The organism is Pandoraea soli (genome assembly GCF_902459595.1).
Classification (GTDB): domain Bacteria; phylum Pseudomonadota; class Gammaproteobacteria; order Burkholderiales; family Burkholderiaceae; genus Pandoraea; species Pandoraea cepalis.
Genome location: NZ_CABPSG010000001.1, coordinates 666,821 through 684,886 on the forward strand (window position 1 = coordinate 666,821; position 18,066 = coordinate 684,886).

At 63.6% G+C, this 18,066-nt stretch carries 15 protein-coding genes and 4 tRNA genes; 11 read left to right on the top strand and 8 right to left on the bottom strand.

The features are described 5' to 3' along the window. Positions 1-278 precede the first annotated feature (278 nt). From PSO31014_RS02790 to PSO31014_RS02800, 3 genes are read left to right on the top strand one after another with little or no spacing between them, the layout of a single operon-like run. The gene (locus tag PSO31014_RS02790; protein ID WP_150550195.1) at positions 279-1,586 is read left to right on the top strand and encodes an O-acetylhomoserine aminocarboxypropyltransferase; all 1,308 of its coding nucleotides are present in this window, start codon (positions 279-281) and stop codon (positions 1,584-1,586) included. Then, positions 1,583-2,398 carry an alpha/beta fold hydrolase gene (locus PSO31014_RS02795; protein WP_150550196.1) on the top strand — a complete coding sequence of 272 codons (816 nt, stop codon included), beginning with the start codon at positions 1,583-1,585 and terminating at the stop codon, positions 2,396-2,398. The genes PSO31014_RS02790 and PSO31014_RS02795 overlap by 4 nt, the downstream gene beginning before the upstream one ends. A gap of 32 nt (positions 2,399-2,430) precedes the next feature. Next, a complete protein-coding gene (locus tag PSO31014_RS02800) occupies positions 2,431-2,754 on the top strand; it encodes an Mpo1-like protein (protein ID WP_150550197.1) in 324 nt (107 codons plus the stop codon). Here the strand turns inward: PSO31014_RS02800 and PSO31014_RS02805 are convergent. Continuing rightward, positions 2,744-4,060, bottom strand: a complete 1,317-nt coding sequence (locus PSO31014_RS02805) for a YihY family inner membrane protein (RefSeq protein ID WP_150550198.1) — start codon at positions 4,058-4,060, stop codon at positions 2,744-2,746. The genes PSO31014_RS02800 and PSO31014_RS02805 overlap by 11 nt on opposite strands. A 349-nt stretch (positions 4,061-4,409) precedes the next feature. Here PSO31014_RS02805 and wrbA point away from each other — a divergent pair, with 349 nt between their 5' ends. The 7 genes from wrbA (at position 4,410) to PSO31014_RS02840 (ending at position 11,856) form a co-directional block, all read left to right on the top strand. After that, the gene (gene wrbA, locus PSO31014_RS02810) at positions 4,410-4,997 is read left to right on the top strand and encodes an NAD(P)H:quinone oxidoreductase (protein WP_150550199.1); all 588 of its coding nucleotides are present in this window, start codon (positions 4,410-4,412) and stop codon (positions 4,995-4,997) included. Between the two features lie 162 nt (positions 4,998-5,159). Next, the gene (locus tag PSO31014_RS02815) at positions 5,160-5,543 is read left to right on the top strand and encodes a DUF2069 domain-containing protein (RefSeq protein WP_150550417.1); all 384 of its coding nucleotides are present in this window, start codon (positions 5,160-5,162) and stop codon (positions 5,541-5,543) included. 65 nt (positions 5,544-5,608) lie between these two features. Next, positions 5,609-7,030: an FAD-binding oxidoreductase gene (locus PSO31014_RS02820; protein WP_150550200.1), complete on the top strand. Its 1,422-nt coding sequence runs from the start codon at positions 5,609-5,611 to the stop codon at positions 7,028-7,030. A gap of 98 nt (positions 7,031-7,128) precedes the next feature. Then, a complete protein-coding gene (locus PSO31014_RS02825) occupies positions 7,129-7,980 on the top strand; it encodes a M90 family metallopeptidase (RefSeq protein WP_150550201.1) in 852 nt (283 codons plus the stop codon). 186 nt (positions 7,981-8,166) lie between these two features. Beyond that, a complete protein-coding gene (locus PSO31014_RS02830; RefSeq protein ID WP_017233299.1) occupies positions 8,167-8,433 on the top strand; it encodes a type B 50S ribosomal protein L31 in 267 nt (88 codons plus the stop codon). 307 nt (positions 8,434-8,740) lie between these two features. Then, a complete protein-coding gene (locus PSO31014_RS02835) occupies positions 8,741-10,471 on the top strand; it encodes an ArnT family glycosyltransferase (RefSeq protein ID WP_150550202.1) in 1,731 nt (576 codons plus the stop codon). A gap of 35 nt (positions 10,472-10,506) precedes the next feature. After that, positions 10,507-11,856 (top strand): MATE family efflux transporter, encoded by a 1,350-nt coding sequence (locus PSO31014_RS02840; protein WP_150550203.1) that lies wholly within the window; start codon positions 10,507-10,509, stop codon positions 11,854-11,856. A gap of 253 nt (positions 11,857-12,109) precedes the next feature. Here the strand turns inward: PSO31014_RS02840 and PSO31014_RS02845 are convergent. From PSO31014_RS02845 to PSO31014_RS02875, 7 genes are all read right to left on the bottom strand, one after another. Then, positions 12,110-12,186, bottom strand: a tRNA-Asp gene (locus PSO31014_RS02845). Between the two features lie 99 nt (positions 12,187-12,285). Then, positions 12,286-12,362: transfer RNA gene (locus PSO31014_RS02850), tRNA-Asp, on the bottom strand. A gap of 98 nt (positions 12,363-12,460) precedes the next feature. Beyond that, positions 12,461-12,536, bottom strand: a tRNA-Glu gene (locus PSO31014_RS02855). Between the two features lie 163 nt (positions 12,537-12,699). After that, positions 12,700-12,775 (bottom strand) — tRNA-Ala (locus PSO31014_RS02860). A 183-nt stretch (positions 12,776-12,958) separates the two neighbouring features. Beyond that, a complete protein-coding gene (gene pnp, locus PSO31014_RS02865) occupies positions 12,959-15,115 on the bottom strand; it encodes a polyribonucleotide nucleotidyltransferase (RefSeq protein ID WP_150550204.1) in 2,157 nt (718 codons plus the stop codon). A gap of 331 nt (positions 15,116-15,446) precedes the next feature. After that, entirely contained in the window at positions 15,447-15,716 is a 270-nt protein-coding gene (gene rpsO, locus PSO31014_RS02870) for a 30S ribosomal protein S15 (protein WP_017233294.1), read from the bottom strand. A 297-nt stretch (positions 15,717-16,013) separates the two neighbouring features. Then, positions 16,014-17,288 carry a branched-chain amino acid ABC transporter substrate-binding protein gene (locus PSO31014_RS02875; protein WP_150550205.1) on the bottom strand — a complete coding sequence of 425 codons (1,275 nt, stop codon included), beginning with the start codon at positions 17,286-17,288 and terminating at the stop codon, positions 16,014-16,016. A gap of 142 nt (positions 17,289-17,430) precedes the next feature. Here PSO31014_RS02875 and PSO31014_RS02880 point away from each other — a divergent pair, with 142 nt between their 5' ends. Beyond that, positions 17,431-18,012 (top strand): hypothetical protein, encoded by a 582-nt coding sequence (locus PSO31014_RS02880; protein WP_246176191.1) that lies wholly within the window; start codon positions 17,431-17,433, stop codon positions 18,010-18,012. The last annotated feature ends 54 nt before the right edge of the window (positions 18,013-18,066 follow it).

The following is an 18,066-nucleotide window of genomic DNA, read 5'->3' on the forward strand; positions in this document are numbered from 1 at the left end:
ATGTTCGAAAGATGCTATCGGAAAGCGTCTGAAAAGGAAAGGAACAAGACGCGCGAATGTCCGTGCGACGAGGGTTTTCGGCCGATTCCGGGGATCGATCGGACATCGCCGCACCTCAGAAATCAGACAGCACCGGCATTTTGCCGGCGAGAGCGGCAGCGCCTGTCGAGTTGCATGACTGTGGTGCTAGGATTGCCGCAGACGTGATGTCCGCATCACACGCCAGCGCCAAGTCGCCGTCAAGTCAACGTCAAGCCAACCGAGAGGCCCTCTCCGACATGTCAGTCCCGCACTTCGACACGCTTGCCCTGCACGCCGGGGCCGCGCCCGACCCCGCCACCGGGGCACGCGCCACACCGATCTACCAGACCACGTCGTTTGTCTTCTCCGACGCCGACCAGGCGGCCGCGCTTTTCAACATGGAACGCGCCGGCCATGTCTATTCGCGCATTTCCAACCCGACCAATGCCGTCTTCGAAGAGCGCATGGCCGCGCTGGAAAACGGCGTCGGCGCCATCTCCACGGCTAGCGGCCAGGCCGCGCTGCACCTGGCCATCGCCACCCTGATGGGGGCGGGCTCGCACATCGTGGCGTCCAGCGCGCTGTACGGTGGTTCGCACAATCTGCTGCATTACACGCTGCGCCGCTTCGGCATCGAGACCACCTTCGTGCGTCCTGGCGACCTGAACGGCTGGCGCGCCGCCGTGCGCCCCGAGACCCGGCTGTTCTTTGGCGAAACGCTTGGCAATCCAGGGCTCGACGTCCTCGACATCTCCCGGGTCGCTGAGATCGCTCACGACGCGGGCGTGCCCCTGATGGTCGACAGCACGTTCACCACGCCGTGGCTCATCCAGCCCTTCGATCACGGCGCAGATATCGTCTACCACTCGGCCACCAAGTTCCTCGGAGGGCATGGCACGACCATCGGCGGCATTCTGATCGACGGGGGCACGTTCGACTTCGAGCGAAGCGGCAAATTTCCCGAACTGACCCAACCGTACGAAGGCTTCCACGGCATGGTCTTCGCCGAGGAGAGTTCGGTCGCGCCATTCCTGTTGCGCGCGCGACGCGAAGGCTTGCGCGACTTCGGCGCATGCCTGCATCCGCAGGCGGCATGGCAACTGCTGCAAGGCATCGAAACGTTGCCGCTTCGCATGGCGCGACACGTCGACAACGCACGTCGGGTGGTGGCGTTCCTGGCGGGGCACGAGGCCGTGGCAAGCGTCGCCTACCCCGAACTGGCGTCGCATCCCGACTACGCATTGGCCAAGCGACTGCTCCCGCGCGGCGCGGGTGCGGTCTTCAGCTTCAATCTGAAGGGAGATCGGGAGGCCGGGCGTCGTTTCATTGAATCGCTGCAGCTTTTCTCGCATCTGGCCAATGTCGGCGACGCACGCTCGCTGGTCATTCACCCGGCCTCCACCACGCATTTCCGCATGGACGCTGCGGCGCTCGCGGCGGCCGGCATCGGAGAAGGCACCGTACGCCTGTCGATCGGTCTGGAAGACCCCGACGACCTGATCCAGGATCTCAAACGTGGCCTGAAGGCGGCAACCAAATCCACGGCCAAGGGACACGCGCGATGAACTTCGACATCAACGGCAACAACGTCTACGCCTACACCGCCGGCAAATCGATGGATCCCGCGCTGCCGACGGTCGTCTTCGTGCATGGCGCACAGCACGATCACAGCGTGTGGGGGTTGCAGAGCCGATACCTTGCCCATCACGGCATGAACGTACTCGCGCTCGACCTGCCCGGACATCACCGCAGCACGGGCGCGCCATTGAAGACCATTGAGGCGATGGCCGATCGCGTGCTCGCCGTGCTCGATGCCGCCGGCATCGGACAAGCAACCTGGGTCGGGCACAGCATGGGGTCGCTGATTGCACTGGACGCCGCCGCCCGCCATCCCGAGCGGGTGTCCCGTATCGCCCTGGTGGGCACCGCTTACCCAATGAAAGTCTCCGACGTCCTCCTCGAAGCCGCCGCCGAACGTGAGCCGGAGGCCATCGCCCTCGTCAACGCCTGGTCGCACAGCACGCTGGCCGCCAAGCCCTCGGCGCCCGGCCCGGGTTTCTGGACATGGGGTGTCAATCAACGCTTGATGGAGCGCGTGTCGCAACGCAATCCCGCCAAGGTGTTTCTCACCGACTTCGAGGCGTGCAATCGCTACGATCGGGGGATGGAGGCGGCCGCGCTCGTTCGATGTCCGGTGCTCGCCGTGCTGGGACAGCGCGATCAAATGACGCCACCGCGCGCGGCGCACGCCCTGCTCGATGCGTTGCGCGACGCCGGCGCACCGGTCTCGGTCAAGGTCGTCAATGCAGGCCATGCGATCATGACCGAGCAGCCGGACGCCCTGCTCGATGCGCTTGTGCAATTCATGCGAGACTGAGCACGTCACCTTCCCAATGCAGGAGGTTTGCCATGCCCCCTGGGCACGATAAGTCGCCGGCGTTTCACCGGTTTGCGGACTTTTACCCCTTCTATCTCGGTGAGCACCGCAACGCCGTCTGCCGCCGTCTGCATTTCGTCGGCTCATGGGGCGTGATCGCCTTGCTGGCAGCGCTCGTCCTGACAGGCAACCCGTGGTGGCTGCTCGCGGCAGTCGTGTGCGGTTACGCGTTCGCGTGGGTCGGCCATTTCTTTTTCGAGAAGAACCGGCCCGCCACCTTCCGCCATCCGATCTACAGCCTGATGGGCGACTGGGTCATGTTTCGGGATATCTGTCTCGGCCGTATCAAGCTCTAGCGCCGGCTTCGGGCTCGTGGCCCTCGTGATCCACGCCAAGACGCGACGCGTCGTCACCGTCGTCGTCCGGTGTGACATCGCGCGGTAGCGCGTCGGCCAGGGGCACGTCCCATTTCCCTTCGCGCAGAATGTCGGCAACGTGCGCGCCATCGAGCGCGTGACGCTCCATTTGTCGCGCCAGCTCGTCGACGTTGAGGGCCAGTTGCGCGACCAGTGGCGCCAGGGTCGTCGTACGCGGGTTCGCGAGCAGCAGCCAACGCTCCACCGGTGGCTGCATCGTCAGCCGTCCGACCCAACCCATGCGCTCAAGCCGAGCGAGCAAGTCACCGGCATGATCGAGGCTCGTGCGCATCGTACTCGCCAGTTGCGCCATCGTGCGCCCCGTACCGCCCGCTTCCCGATCCAGATTGAGCAAGTGGATCAGCGTCAGGCCGTCGAGCAGATCGCTCCCCGGAAAGCGGGGGTATTGGAAATGCCCCAGACGCAGCGCGGGCAGGACCGACGTGATCGTCGCGCCGATCAGCGCCACCAGCCACGACAGGTAGATCCAGAGCAAGAAGATCGGCACCGCCGCAAATGCGCCATACACGGCCGTGTAGGTCGGAAACTGCCGGATGTACATGCCGAAGCCCCGCTTGGTCAGGTCGAACGCCAGCGCCGCCACGACACCCCCAACCAGCGCGTCGCGCCAGTCCACCTTGCAATTCGGCATGTAGAGGTACATCAGCATGAACACCACGCTGGTCAGCGCCGGCGGAATCAGGCTGAGCAACGACGTAACGACAGGCGGCAGCGTGCTCACCAGCGACATCGATTGCGTGAAGACGTACGAACTGATCGACAGACTCACACCGATCAACAGCGGCCCCAGCGTGAGCAGACTCCAGTAAATCAGCAGACGCTGTGCGATCGGTCGCGGACGTCGCACACGCCAGATCACGTTGAACGCCGACTCGATCGTCATTAACGTAAGCACCGCCGTCACCAGCAACCCGATCAAACCGAACGCCGTCAGGCCTTTCGCCTTCGATGCGAACTGGTTCAGGTAATTGAATATCTGGGCATTGACGCTCTCGGGCATCAGGTGCTCGATCAGGAAGCCCTGCAAGGCGTCGCGAAACGTGTTGAAAATCGGAAAGGCGGTGAACAGCGCGAATGTCACCGCGAACAGCGGCACGATCGAGAGGATCGAGGTAAACGTCAGGCTCGCCGCCACTTGCGGAATCCGGTCGTCCTGCGCCCGCGCAAGCGCGTATCTCAGCAGTTGGCGAACGTTGTTCCAGTTGATGCGGGGCAGTCTGAGCAAATCGGGCTCCTAAGGGGAAGGGCTGGCGAGGCTGACCACCGTTCATCCCACGCGATCCGTTACGGGGTCACGCGGTTAAGCGGTTAAGCCGTTACGCCAATAGGAACGCCCTATAATACCCGCACTTTTCCGTTCCTTTTTCGTTCCTTTTTCGTTCCTTTTTCAATCGAGTTTCGCCCAAGGCCAAAGGCTCGGGTAGGTTTGCCGCCTTACGACGCACGCCGGCGTTCCCGCTTTACCGGCCGACGTGCAATGTCGCAAGGCGCAGCCAGTCCCGTTGATATCGCGACCTGGTGTCCTCGGCGCGACATCGCCCTGGCCACCACCACCGTCCTGCCGATTCGACTTCATGACTGAAATCCTTGTCCTGTACTACAGCCGCCACGGCACCACGGCACAACTCGCCCAATGCATCGCGGCCGGCATTGACAGCGTGCCCGGCGCGCAGGCCCGAGTGCGCACCGTCCCCGCGGTTTCCACGGTATGCGAAGCGAGTGCACCGGACATTCCCGACAGTGGCCCGCCCTACGTCGAATTGCGCGATCTGGAAGAATGCGCGGGACTCGCGCTCGGGTCGCCAACGCGCTTCGGCAATATGGCGTCCTCGCTGAAGTACTTTCTCGACGGCACCACGCCGCAGTGGCTCTCGGGCGCCCTGGCCGGGAAGCCGGGCTGCGTGTTCACGTCGAGCGCCAGCCTGCATGGCGGCCAGGAAAGCACGCTGCTGTCGATGATGATCCCGTTGCTGCACCACGGCATGTTGCTGATGGGGCTGCCCTATTCCGAACCCGCGCTCTCCAGCACACGCACCGGCGGCTCGCCCTACGGCGCCACCCATTTCGCGCATGACGGCAATCCGCTCTCGGCCGACGAGCGTCAGTTGGCCTCGGCGCTCGGCGCACGACTCGCCCGCGCCGCGCACAAACTGGCAGAATGAGAGACTGCGCCGCGCAACACGCCGCCCCCGGCGCGCGGCAGCTCGCTTTCCCGCAGTAACGCCGGCCCTCACGACAAGCCCATGACTGCTACACCGCCCGACATGCCCCCAAGCACCGATGCCCAGCGTGCGCACGCGCAGCCCCCACGCACGTCACCGCCGATGCCAGCCGCCTCCGGCGGGGCCCGTGGGTTGCGGCTGACCAGCGTAACGAGCCTGCTGGCGTTGATTGCACTGTCGCTCGCCTGGGAGTTGTGGCTCGCGCCGCTACGTCCCGGCGGCTCGTGGCTGGTACTCAAGGCGTTGCTGTTGCTGCTGCCGCTGCGCGGCGTGCTGCGCGGCAACCTGTATACGTTGCAGTGGTCGAGCATGTTCATCCTGCTGTTTCTTGCCGAAGGCGTCGTGCGCGGCATGACGGACACGGGCGCGTCGGCCTCGCTCGCGTGGATCGAGACGGCGCTGTCCGTCGTCTTTTTCTTCTCGACGATCTTTTATCTGCGGCCCTTCAAGCGAGCCGCGAAAGCCCGCGCCGCAGCCGCGCGTTAGCGCCTGCCCGCGAGACTCAGCGTTACCCAACCTTGGATCGCGCGAATCGTGTGACGCCCCTTGACATGAACGACTCCTCCTTCCTCACCGCGTGCCGTGACCTGCTGGGCCGTGACCACGTTCTGCTCGAGGCCGCGGACACGGGCGCCTACCTCACCGATCAACGCAAACGCTACACCGGACGCGCCCTCGCCGTGCTTCGCCCCGCCGACGCCGCACAGGTCGCCGCCCTCGTGCGCCTGTGTGTCAGGCACGGCGTGCCGATGGTGCCGCAAGGCGGCAACACGGGCCTCGCCGGCGGCGCGACGCCCGACACGAGCGGGCGTCAGGTGCTCATCAGCTTGCGCCGTCTCGATCGCATCCGACAGGTGGATGCCGAGAACATGACCCTGACTGCCGAGGCCGGCTGTCTGCTGGCGAACGTGCAGGCAGCGGCCGCTAGCGCGGAGCGCCTCTTCCCGCTGAGCCTGGCCGCCGAGGGCAGTTGTACGATCGGCGGCAATCTCGCGACAAATGCCGGCGGCACCGCCGTCTTGCGATACGGCAATACGCGCGAACTGTGCCTCGGCCTCGAGGTGGTCACGCCGCAAGGCGAAGTGTGGGAGGGCTTGCGCGGCCTGCGCAAGGACAACACCGGCTACGATCTCCGCGATCTGTTTATCGGTGCGGAGGGCACACTCGGGCTGATTACCGCGGCGACACTCAAGCTCTTCGCACAGCCCGTGACGCGCATGACGGCGCTCGCCGCCCTGGACAGCCCGGCGCACGCCCTGGCCCTCCTGAATCTGGCGCAACGCATGGCTGGCCCGCTGCTCACGGGCTTCGAGTTGATGTCTCACTTCTGCCTTCAACTCGTGGCGCAAGTCTTCCCTCAGCAGCGTTATCCGTTCGCGCAACCGCATGCCCAGACTGTGCTGCTCGAACTGTCGGACAACGAGAGTGAAGCGCACGCGCGCGATCTGCTGGAGCGCTTGCTGAGCGCGGCCGTCGATCAGGGGATCGTGCGCGACGCCATTGTCGCGAACAGCCTGGCGCAATCGAATGCGCTCTGGCACTTGCGCGAGAGCATTCCGCTGGCGCAGTCGGCCACGGGGCTGAACATCAAGCACGACATCGCCGTGCCGGTGTCGCAGGTGCCTGCGTTTCTCAAAGCCACCGACCCGATCGTGCAGCGCCTGGCGCCCGGCGCCCGCATGGTCACCTTCGGGCATCTGGGCGACGGGAATCTGCACTACAACGTGATGGCGCCCGAGGGCGTCGATCCCGCCCAATTCCTTCACCAGTATCAGACGGCCGTCACCGCCGCCGTGCACGACAGCGTGCATGCCCATCACGGCACCATCAGCGCGGAGCATGGCCTCGGGCAACTCAAACGCGATGCCTCGGCGCATTACAAGTCTCCGATCGAACTCGCGCTGATGCGCACGCTGAAGACAGCCCTCGACCCGCTCGGGCTGATGAATCCGGGCAAGGTGCTGCCGGACTGAGTGCCGCCGCCGCGCGTCGCCCACCATGGCATCCACCGCCCCGCCGACCGGTCCTGACATTCACCGCGACTGCGTCAAAACATCCGACTTCGCTCCTCATGCTCCGAACCCTGCTCGCCCGCCTCCGACGCGCCCGCGCACGCCCCACGATCGACGATGCCGTCTGGCACGAGGTGGTCGGCGCCCTGCCATTCCTGACACGCCGCAGCGCGGCCGACCTCGACAAGCTGCGGGCGCTCGCGACCGATTTCCTTGGCCGCAAACACTTTTCGACGGCGCACGACCTGCCGTTGACCGAAGCGATGTGTGTCTCGGTGGCCGCGCAGGCCTGCCTGCCGATTCTCAATCTGCCGAGCGCGCTGTATCGCGGTTGGTCGGGTATCGTGCTGTATCCCGGCGAGTTCCTGATTCGTAAAACCGTGCAAGACGAAGCAGGCGTGGTGCACGACATCGCTCAGGAGGCGAGCGGCGAAGCGTGGGAAGGCGGCCCTGTCGTTCTGTCATGGCAGGACGTGCAAGCGAGCGATGTCCTGGCGTACAACGTGGTGATTCACGAGTTCGTCCACAAGATCGACATGGAAGGCGGCGAGGCCGACGGCGTGCCGCCGATGCTGCGGCGCGTGCATGGCGAGCTCACGCCCGAAGCCTGGTGTGACGTCTTCGATCCCGCATACGAGGCGTTCTGCCACGATGTATCCAACGTTTCCGATGCCCACTGGGACGCGTTTGCCTCGTCGTCGCTGCTCGACCCCTACGCCACCGAACACGAATCGGAGTTCTTCGCCGTTTGCGCCGAGGCGTTCTTTGTGGCCCCGGAGGCCTTCCGCGACGCCTATCCCGCCTTGTACGCGCTGTTCTCGCGCTATTTCCTGCAAGATCCGGCGGTGAGCGCCGGCACCGGCGACGCTACGCCCGACACAGCGGCGACCACGCCCGCCAGCGCCCCGTGAAAACGTTGCGAAAGTCATTGTTTTCATGGCATAATGCGCGTTTTACTCACCCGGAAAGTGGTTGACGTCCCTCCCGTCGCATGGCGACGATGGCGTTAGCGGACCAACGGGGTGCCTCCTGGGGTAACGACCTCGGGCGAACCTCCTCCCGCGCAGACTGGCTACCGACCTAACCCAAGGTACATCATGAAAGAAGGCATTCACCCCGAATACCGCGAAGTCCTGTTCCGCGACATGACGCCCGGCGTCGACTTCGAATTCATCACCCGCTCGACGATCCACACCAAGGAAACGGCCGAGAAGGATGGCAAGAGCTACCCGCTCGTGAAGATCGAAACGTCGTCGGCTTCGCACAACTTCTACACCGGCGAACAACGCATCATGGACACGGCTGGCCGCGTCGACAAGTTCCGCCAGAAGTTCGGCAACCGCGCCGGCGGCAAGATCGCCTAAGTTTTATCGGCGACGCGCCACACAACGCGATGCGGGGCCCGGCAGACACTGACGGGTCAGCACCTCGGGGGCAACACCCCGGCGTTGGAGAAAGCATTGGAAAGGGGCAGCTCAGGCTGCCCTTTTTTCTTGGGTCTGGCCTGCGCCACCGCACGGGTTACTGTCATACTGTCGGTTTTTCCGATTTCCCCGAGTTTTCCCTTAGTTTCGCCCTGAGCAGCACCCCGAGTTTCACCTTCGAGCCCGTTCCGGCTCGCCCTCTGAGTCTCCCCGATCCGGCCGCCGTGCCGATCCTGTCGTCCGGCCTATGAAACGAGTTCGCATCACCGCCTCCGCCACCAGCGCGCTACCGCGTTCGCTGCTGATCGCCATTTGTGTCATCTATGTGCTGGCGGGGTTGTTCGGTCGCGATCCGTGGAAGAACGAAGACGCCGCAGGTTTCGGCGTCATGTGGACGATGGCGCACGGTCAGTTGTCCGACTGGCTACTGCCGAACATCGCCGGCAAACCCATTTACGACACCGGCCCGCTCGTCTCGTGGCTTGGTGCGCTCGCCATACGCGCCTTCTCGTGGCTCGACGCGCCCGACGCCGCGCGCATTGTCACCGGGCTGTGCTTCTACGCCACCTGCACGTTCATTTGGTACGGCACCTATCTGCTGGGTCGCCGCCCCGAAGTGCAACCGTTCAAATACGCCTTTGGTGGCGAGCCAGAACCGCGCGACTATGGACGCACGCTCGCGGACGGCGCCCTGCTGATTCTGCTGGCCTGCTTCGGGCTGGCCGAGCGCGGGCACGAGACTACGGCCGCCGTCGGACAGCTCACCCTCATCTCGATGGCGATTTACGGCCTCGTACGCAGCCTCGACAAACCGCGCCAGGGCGCCGTCTGGTTCGGCCTCGCCCTGGGTGGCATGGCGCTCGCGTCCTCGCCGCTGATGACGCTCTCGCTCTGGTTCGCGGGGATTGCGGCAGCCATTGTCTGCCGCGCCCTGCCCTTGCGCATGCTGCTGCTGATCTCCACCCCGGTGACGCTGCTCATCGCGTGCACGTGGCCGCTTGCGGCACTCAAATTTGCCAGCGGCGCACGCCAATGGCTCGGCGAGTGGACGGATATCGGCATGGACACCTTCAGCGGCCCGACGCTCGCCTCGCTGAGCTACATCGCCAAGAACCTGGCGCTGTTTGCCTGGCCCGCATGGCCGCTCGCCGCGTGGTCGCTCTACTCGTGGCGCGGCATGCGACGCGCACCGCACATCGCGATTCCCCTGGCCTTTGCAGTCGTGATTCTCGTGCTGATCGTGCTGCAGGCGCATCAGGGCAATCAGCTCTTCATGCTGGCGCTGCCCGCGCTGTCGATCATCGCCGCTTTCGGCCTGCCCACCCTCAAGCGCGGCACGGTCAACGCTATCGACTGGTTCGCCGTGCTGTCGTTTACCGTGCTGGCAGGCTTCGTCTGGATCGTCTGGCTCGCCGGCATCACCGGCTTCCCGGCCTCCACGGCGCGCAATCTGCGGCGCCTGGTCCCGGGCTTCGCCCCCGAGTTCAGTTGGGTCACGCTGATCAGCGCCCTGATCGTCACGGGCGCCTGGGTCGCACTGGTGGCGTGGCGCGTGTCGCGCAGCCCGAAAGTCATGTGGCGAAGCGTGGTGCTATCGTCCGGCGGCACGACCCTCATGTGGGTATTGCTCATGACGCTGTGGCTGCCCGTCGTGAACTACGGCAGAACCTATCGCGACGTGGCGGCACAGATCGCCGCCCATCTGCCGGCCGATTACACGTGCATTCGTACGGCCCGCGTCGGCGACGCGCAGCTCGCGTCGTTCGCCTACTTCGGCAAGATGCGCTTCGGCACGGCCAACGACGATTGCGACGTCCTGTTGCGTCAAGACTCGCAGGACTACAGCGAACCGCTGTCGCTGGCGCCCTACGAATGGCGTCAGCTCTGGGAAGGCCGCCGCGCAGCCGACCGTGACGAGCGCTTCCGCCTCTATGTATTGCAGGAGCGTCCGGGGCGACGCGGGGCGCGTCCGCGCTAACCCCCCCCCATCCCTAGCGACGCTCGCGCAACGCCATGTGGCACGACATCAAACGCATTGCCGAACTGGCCTGGCCGGTGCTCATCGGCCAGTTGGCCGTCATCGCCTTCGGGGTGATGGACACGGCAATGGTTGGTCGCGCCTCGGCGTTCGATCTCGCATCGCTCGCACTCGGCGGGTCGATCTACATCACGGTGTATGTCGGCCTGATGGGCGTGCTCGTGGCGCTCTCCCCGATCGCCGCGCAGCGCTTCGGGGCGGGAGAGCGCGAAAGCATCGGCGAGGAAGTGCGTCAGGCGTTCTGGCTCGCCGGGTTCCTCGCCGTGCCGGGTGTCCTGCTGCTATCGCATCCGCAGTTCATTCTGCGACTCTCTGAAGCGTCCCCCGAACTCGAAGCGCGCGCGAGCGCCTATCTCCAGATTCTCGCGTTCGGCCTGCCCGCCGCGCTGCTCTTTCGTGTGTACTCCTCGCTGTCCACCGCCGTGGCACAGCCACGCATCGTCATGGCCATTCAGGTGACGGGGCTGACCTTGAAAGTCCCGCTGAATCTGGCGCTGATTTACGGCGTCGAACGGCTGGGCATCCCGGCACTCGGCAGCACCGGCTGCGCCATTGCCACAACCGCTATCAACTGGGTGTCATGTGCGCTCGGGCTCACATTGATGGCGCGCCACGCGAAGTTGCGTGACTTCGCCATCTTCTCCCGATTCTGCTGGCCGCACTGGCCAGCAATTCGCGCGCTGCTCAAACTCGGCATCCCCATGGGACTGAGCTACCTGATCGAAGTGACGGCGTTCTCGTTCATGGCCATCTTCATTGCACGCCTGGGCGACGTGACACTCGCAGGTCACCAGATTGCCGCGAACCTCGGCGCGCTCATGTACATGCTGCCGATGTCGATTGCGATTGCGACGGCGACGCTCACCGCGCAGGCCATCGGCAAGCGTGACTTTCGCTTGGCGCGCCGCGTCGGACGCCGCGGCGTCGAGTTTGCCGGCCTGCTGGGCGTGTTGCTGGCGACCGTCATGGGACTCTGCCGGCCGTGGGTGTTGGCGGCTTATACGTCAGATCCACTGGTCGCGGCGGTCGCGACGCCGTTGCTCGCCATCGTCGCCTGCTATCACGTATTCGATGCCTTGCAGGTGAGCGCCGTCTTCGTGTTGCGCGCATGGAAAGTTGCCGTGATCCCGACCGTCATCTATGCCGTATCGCTCTGGGGCGTCGGACTGGGGGGCGGTTATGTGCTGGGCTTCGATGTCGGCGGACTGTCCCCGGCGTGGCTACATGGCGCCGCAGGATTCTGGTTCGCCAACAGCGCGAGCCTGGCGGTCGCCGCTTTCGGCCTGCTGCTCTATCTGCGCTGGATCGTACGCGTCAAAGGCTGATCCCACTCGCCTCCGGCCAACTCGGGACATCGCCACGGCACGATGGCTTACCGCACGCGATCCACGCCCAGCATCAATGCGCACGATTTTCACATTTTCGAGAAATCGCGCGAAAAATCCGCACGCACTTTCAGGGCGACATACATGGGAAGAAAACGGTATCGAAACGCCCTGAAAGCCCCGTTGCAGGACTCGAAATGATGAACGTCGAGAGATAAAAAAAGCCCAGGCATCAGCCTGGGCTTTCTTCGTTTGGCGGAGCGGACGGGGCTCGAACCCGCGACCCCCGGCGTGACAGGCCGGTATTCTAACCAACTGAACTACCGCTCCAAACTTGCTGCAGCATCGTGATGTGATTCACTTTGCTTTCCTGCTAGCGATTCGACACTGCAGCGTTGTTACGCGCAGATTGCCGAACTGCTTAGGTTTTGGCGGAGCGGACGGGGCTCGAACCCGCGACCCCCGGCGTGACAGGCCGGTATTCTAACCAACTGAACTACCGCTCCAAAACCGACAAAAAAACCCGCCAAACTTTCAGCGGGCTTTACGCCACCAACCGCATGGCATTTTCAAACTGATACCGACTCGCTACCGGCACCAATTCTGGCGTCCCCTAGGGGATTCGAACCCCTGTACTCACCGTGAAAGGGTGATGTCCTAGGCCTCTAGACGAAGGGGACAAAATCGTCACAATCTTGTCTGTTCCGCTTTACTGCATTTCGCGAAGAACGCTATTCTAAACAACATTTCTTCGCTTGTGAAGCTTTATTTTCAAGTGATTTGCATCGTTTTTGCAAGAATCTTGCTTGTTCGATGCGCGTGAAAATCAAGCCTCGGAATCCGTGGTGGAGGTAAGCGGGATCGAACCGCTGACCTCTTGCATGCCATGCAAGCGCTCTCCCAGCTGAGCTATACCCCCCGAACAGAGAAGTGAGATTCTAAAGACAAACCCATTTCCTGTAAATACCCTTCTCGCATTTTTTCCGCATTATTTTGCCGATCCGTGCGATGGATAAAAAAACGGCGACGCGCAAGCGTCGCCGTCTTCGTTGGCACAGCGACACGCCAACGCGCGCCGCCGAACCTCATACCGACACCGGAATTACTGGACGTCGCCTTCGCGCTTGACCAGCGCCGGGCTACCCTGCTTTTCTTCGTCCGTCAGCGCCTTGTGCGACAGGCGCAGACGACCCTTGTCGTCCTGCTGGATCACCTTCACGCGTACCGCCTGGCCTTCCTTGAGGTACTCGTTGATGTCCTTGATACGCTCGTTGGCGATTTCGGAAATGTGCAGCAGACCATCCTTGCCCGGCAGCACCGACACGATCGCGCCAAACTCGAGCAGCTTCAGCACGGTACCGTCGTACACCTGGCCCACGTCGACTTCCACGGTGATCAACTCGATGCGACGCTTCGCTTCCGCAATGCCTTCGGCGCTCGGGCTGGCAATCGTCACCACGCCGTCGTCCGAGATATCGATGCTCGTGCCGGTTTCTTCCGTCAGTGCACGGATCACCGAACCGCCCTTGCCGATCACGTCGCGGATCTTTTCCGGGTTGATCTTGATGGTGACCATGCGCGGCGCGAATTCCGACAGCTCCGTACGCACGCCCGACTGCGCTTGCGCCATCTTGTCGAGAATATGCAGACGGCCTTCCTTGGCTTGCGCCAGGGCGACCTGCATGATCTCCTTCGTGATGCCCTGGATCTTGATGTCCATCTGCAGTGCGGTGACGCCGCTCGACGTACCCGCCACCTTGAAGTCCATGTCGCCCAGGTGATCTTCGTCGCCGAGAATATCGGTCAGCACGGCAAACTTGTTGCCTTCGAGGATCAGGCCCATGGCGATACCGGCGACCGGCGCGGTCAGCGGCACACCGGCATCCAGCATGGCGAGGCTACCGCCGCACACCGAGGCCATCGACGACGAACCGTTCGATTCGGTGATTTCCGACACCACACGCACGGTGTAACCGAAATCGTCGGCGCCCGGCAGGCACGCCACCAAAGCGCGCTTGGCCAGACGGCCGTGACCGATTTCGCGACGCTTGGGCGAACCCACGCGACCCGTTTCACCCGTCGAGAACGGCGGGAAGTTGTAGTGCAGCATGAAGCGATCACGGTACTCGCCTTGCAGCGCGTCGATGATCTGCTCGTCGCTCTTGGTACCGAGCGTGGCCACCACGAGGGCCTGCGTTTCGCCACGAGTGAACAGCGCCGAGCCGTGGGCACGCGGCAGCACGCCAGTGCGGATCGAGATCGGGCGCACGGTGCGCGTGTCGCGGCCGTCGATACGCGGCTCGCCAGCCAGAATCTGGCTACGCACGATCTTGGCTTCCAGATCGAACAGGATGTTGCCCACTTCGATGTTGTCCGGCGCAGCTTCGCCCTTGGCGCTCGCCGCTTCGCCCAGCTTGGCGATGACGTCGCTGGTCACGGCACGCAGTTGTTGCGTACGCGCTTGCTTTTCGCGCGTCTGGTAAGCGGCGCGCAGCGAGGCGTCCGCCAGTGCCGACACTTGTGCGATCAGCGCTTCATTCTTCGCGGCCGGGGCCCAATCCCACTCGGCCTTGCCTGCGTCGCGCACCAGATCGTGAATGGCGTTGATCGCCGTTTGCATTTGATCGTGACCGAACACCACAGCGCCCAGCATCACGTCTTCCGGCAGCTCTTTCGCTTCCGATTCGACCATCAGCACGGCTTGCTCCGTACCGGCAACGACGAGGTCGAGCTTCGACTGGGCGATTTGCTCACGCGACGGGTTCAGCACGTACTGACCGTCAACGTAGGCCACGCGGGCGGCGCCGACCGGGCCGTTGAACGGCAGACCGGAGATCGACAGCGCGGCCGAAGCACCGATCAGGGCCGGGATATCCGCCGGCACTTCCGGGTTCAGCGACACGACCTGCACAACAACCTGGACTTCGTTGTAGAAGCCTTCCGGGAAGAGCGGGCGGATCGGACGGTCGATCAGGCGCGACGTCAGCGTTTCGTTTTCCGACGGACGGCCTTCACGCTTGAAGAAGCCACCCGGGATCTTGCCGGCGGCGTAAGTCTTTTCCAGATAGTCGACGGTCAGCGGGAAGAAATCCTGGCCCGACTTGGCGCTCTTCGAGCCCACAACCGTGGCCAGCACGACCGTATCGTCCATGTCGACGAGCACGGCACCGGATGCCTGGCGAGCAATCTCACCCGTCTCCATGCGAACCGTGTTTTGTCCCCATTGGAAAGACTTGACGACTTTATTGAACATTTGCACTCCTATATCGAATCGCGCGAATGCAGCAGCGGCGCGATATCGCTGCCGGGGTGATCCCGACGCCTCGCAGGGGGGAGTGTTATGCCATTCCAGCGTTGCCCGGCACCTTGGCGCGTAGGCACTTGCATCGCTCGGGCGACGCTGGAATGACACAAGCCCTGCTTATCGACGAGGCCCCATAAAGTGGGAACTGTGGGAACCGGGAGAACCCAGCCCAACGGTGAGGTTCGCTCCCTGACAGACATTCTCAGAGCATCCGTCAGGGAGCGCCCAAAAACAAAATGCCTGCATCAGCACGCTGATACAGGCATCTCGTCGTAATCGTAATCGCTTACTTACGCAGGCCCAGCTTCTCGATCAGGGCGCGGTAACGATCTGCGTCCTTGCCCTTGAGGTAATCGAGCAGCTTGCGGCGACGGCTCACCATGCGCAGCAGACCGCGGCGGCTGTGGTGATCCTTCATGTGCGCCTTGAAGTGCGGCGTCAGTTCGTTGATGCGCGTGGTGAGCAGCGCAACTTGCACTTCGGGGGAGCCGGTATCGTTAGCGGCACGGGCGAATTGCGCCACGACGTCCGACTTTTTGGTCATTGCGGTAGTCATTTGCTTTCCTTTGGATACACGCGGTCACGGAAGAATGGCCGTGCCGTGAACTTACAAAAACATGCGCGGCATTGCCGCACATAAACAAAACTGCAAGTGCGCGATTATACGGGAGTTGCCCACCGGGCGCCATACTTTTCCTCGCCACGCCGCTTCAGACGGGGGCCGAGCGAACGCTTTGCGCGCCAAAAACCGGGAATCGAGCCGAATAATCTGGAATATTTCAACGAATTATCCGGAAAATTTCGACCAATTATTCACTTCCATCACGCCGGCCCTGCCTGCCTTCCCGGGCGCTCACCGCTGGCGGGCCATCCGGCAAGTGCTCGGCAACGCCACCTTGCTGGCGGGCAGCTCGAGCACCGTCTTGAATCCAAAGCCCGAGCCTTCGTTGTCGAACTTCACCCCCGGCTCGCCCGCGCGGCGCATGACCGACACGTATAACGGCTCGATCATCTGATGGTCGTTCGGACGCATCCATGCATCGACCGGCGCCTCGCGAATCCGGCGATTCTGCAGCGCCCGCGCCACGGTCGTCACATCGGTGGTACCGGCCTGTTCGAGCGATGCGGCAATCATGTCGACCATCACGCTCATGCGCAGCAGCGCATAGTCGTCGCGCGCCTCCGGATAACGCGCACGGAACGCCTTGTAGAACGCATCCGACGCCTCGCCGCCCACGTTCGGGTGCCATTCGGCCACGGCGTACACGCGGCCAACTCCCGCCTCGCCCAGTGCGGCCGGCGCACCGAGGGCGTTGCCATAGAACGTGTAGAACTTGAGCTCCATCCCCTGTTCGCGCGCGGCCTTGACGAGCAAGGTCAGGTCGTTGCCCCAACTCCCCGTCACCACCGTATCGGCGCCTGCCGCGCGAATGCGCGCAAGATAGGGCGTGAAATCCTTCACGCGCCCCACAGGGCTGAACTGTTCACCCACGATCTGCACGTCCGGGCGCTTCGCGCCAATCATCTGACGGGCGAGCCCGGCGACCTGCCGGCCAAAGCTGTAGTCCTGGTTGAGCAGGTAGATCTTCTGGATGCTCGGGTCTTGCTTGATGGCCTCGGTCAACGCCTGCATGCGCATGGCGGCATTGGCGTCGAAGGCGAAATGCCAGAAGCTGCACTGCTCGTTGGTGAGCGCCGTGTCGACGGCCGAGTAATTGAAGAACAGCATGCGCTGCCCGGGCTCGCGTGCGTTGCGCTTGTTAATGGCATCGATCAATGCCGACGCAACGGCCGAACTGTTGCCCTGGAAGACGAACGGAATGCCCAGATCGCCGGCGGCCTTGAGTTGCACCAGGCTGTCTTCGACGCCACCCTTGCTGTCGAACACCGTCAACTCGAACGGATGGGCGCCGTCGCGCAACTTCACCCCACCGCGCGCATTCACGCGCTCGATCGCGAAGCGCAAATTGCGCTCGACCATGGCGCCCGCATTGCCGAAGGGGCCGCTCATCCCCTCGATGAGCGCCAGCCGGATCGGCGGTGCCGCGTGAGCAAGGCTGGTCGCGGCCAGCAGGCCGGCGGCGCAGAACACCGCGCTCAAGCGCGCCAGCAAGACATGAACTTTCATCGAAGCCTCTGAGACTGTGTCGGCGCGAATCATAACGTCCCCACCCGCCCCCGGCAAGCCGACCTGCCCCGGGACGCGTCACACGGCGGTATGCTATCGGCATGCCGCTCTGCGGCCGTCTTCCTCTGACGCGAGGCCATTCATGACTGATTCGACTCGGGTACGCGCGGGCATCGCCCCCCCGAACACCTCCTCCGTATTTTCCGGCGCTTCACGCCCCGCCGCAGTACTGCGCTGGCTCTTGGGCGGTGCACTCGCGCTATCGCTGAGCGGCTGCTACACCCCCCCGTGGCAAACATTTTCTCCCAACACGTCGCAGGCCGAGGTGCAGGCAAGGCTGGGCAAACCGAGGGAAGTCTATCCGCTCGCCCCCGGCGTGACCCGCTGGCTCTACCCGACCAAGCCGTTCGGCGAAGAGACGATCGCCGCCGACTTCGACGCACAAGGCCGTCTGCTCGGCACCGCTCAAGTACTCTCGACGCCAGAGTTCAACAAGGTCGAGATCGACAAGTGGACGAAAACCGACGTGCTTCATCACTTCGGCGAGCCGGTCGAAACGTCGTACTTTCCGCTCATGAAGCGCGAAGTCTGGTCCTATCGCTTCAAGCAAGACGACGTTTGGTACTCGATGATGAACTTCTACTTCGATGCGAACGGCATCGTCAAGACCACCCAGATCAGCCCCGATCCGCTGCACGAGAAGTTCAACCACGACCTGTTCTGATCGTACTTCAAACGCCATCCACAGCAAAACGCCCGCACGCCGGATTTCCGGATG